Here is a 1,078-nt window from a genome sequence, read left to right as displayed (position 1 = left end):
TCCGTAAGGGATCATCGGGCAACCGTTTCTCTTCGGCGTACGTCAAGTTGAGGGACGCGCGGTGGGGTTGAGCCTGCGAAGCGTTGCCTCGACGGTTCCCGCCGCCCGCTGGCTCACCAAGTCGGTCTTGTTCAGCAAGATGACGTCGGCGAACTCCACCTGATCGACCAGGAGATCGGAGATGCTGCGTCCGTCCCCCTCCCCTGCTTCGAGGTTGCGCTCGTCCAGTCGTTCGCCTTTTGCCAGCTCGCCGAGGAAGGTCGACGCGTCCACCACGGTCACCATCGTGTCGAGCTTCGCGAGCGAGCCGAGGCTGAAGCCGTCCTCGAATTCCCAGTCGAAGGTGGCTGCCACCGGCATCGGTTCGGAGATGCCGGTGGATTCGATCACCAACTGATCGAATCGCCCCCCTCGGGCCAGAGCGCCGACGGCGTCGATCAGATCCTCACGCAGCGTGCAGCAGATGCATCCGTTGGTCAGCTCGACCAACTTCTCCTCGGTGCGATCGAGGTGGCCCTGGCCTGCGACCAGGGCCGCGTCGATGTTGATCTCGCTCATGTCGTTGACGATGACGGCGACCCGCCGACCGTCGCGATTGGCGAGGATGTGGTTGAGGAGTGTGGTCTTGCCTGCGCCCAGAAATCCGGACAGCACGGTTACCGGTAGCTGCTTCATTCCTTAATGATAACCATTGTCATTATCGACAAGGGGAAGCGGGCCTACTGCACTGCGGACGCACTACCCGAGAACTGGCTCTCGGGCCTCGGCAAACCGAAATGATCGCGAAGCGTCGTACCCGAGTATTCGGTCCGGAACAAACCGCGATCCTGCAGGATCGGAACCACACGCTCGGTGAAGATCTCGAGCCCACCCGGGTAGTACGGCGGCATGACGTTGAATCCGTCAGCAGCACCGCTGGTGAACCACTCCTCGATCGTGTCGGCCACCTGCTCGGCGGTTCCGGCAAATACCCGATGTCCGCGACGCCGAGGAGCGCACCTGCCGCGGTGGCCGTCAGGGCCTCGGCCGCGGTCAGCCGCAGCACCTGCCGGCGGGTGGCTCCGGTCAGCCGCAGCAC

2 pseudogenes are annotated in these 1,078 nt (G+C 63.6%); both read right to left on the bottom strand.

The window, feature by feature from the left end:
* Nucleotides 1-54: 54 nt before the first annotated feature.
* Nucleotides 55-675: pseudogene (locus ABT116_RS49665) on the bottom strand (GTP-binding protein); the annotation flags it as partial.
* Between the two features lie 44 nt (nucleotides 676-719).
* A pseudogene (locus tag ABT116_RS49660) lies at nucleotides 720-983 on the bottom strand (LLM class flavin-dependent oxidoreductase); the annotation flags it as partial.
* Nucleotides 984-1,078: the final 95 nt, after the last annotated feature.

It is taken from the genome of Streptomyces sp. NPDC002130, from assembly GCF_040296465.1.
In the GTDB taxonomy this organism is placed as follows: Bacteria; Actinomycetota; Actinomycetes; order Streptomycetales; family Streptomycetaceae; genus Streptomyces.
The sequence above is the reverse complement of the archived record's forward strand: the minus strand, read 5'-3'. Positions and strand labels throughout refer to the sequence as shown.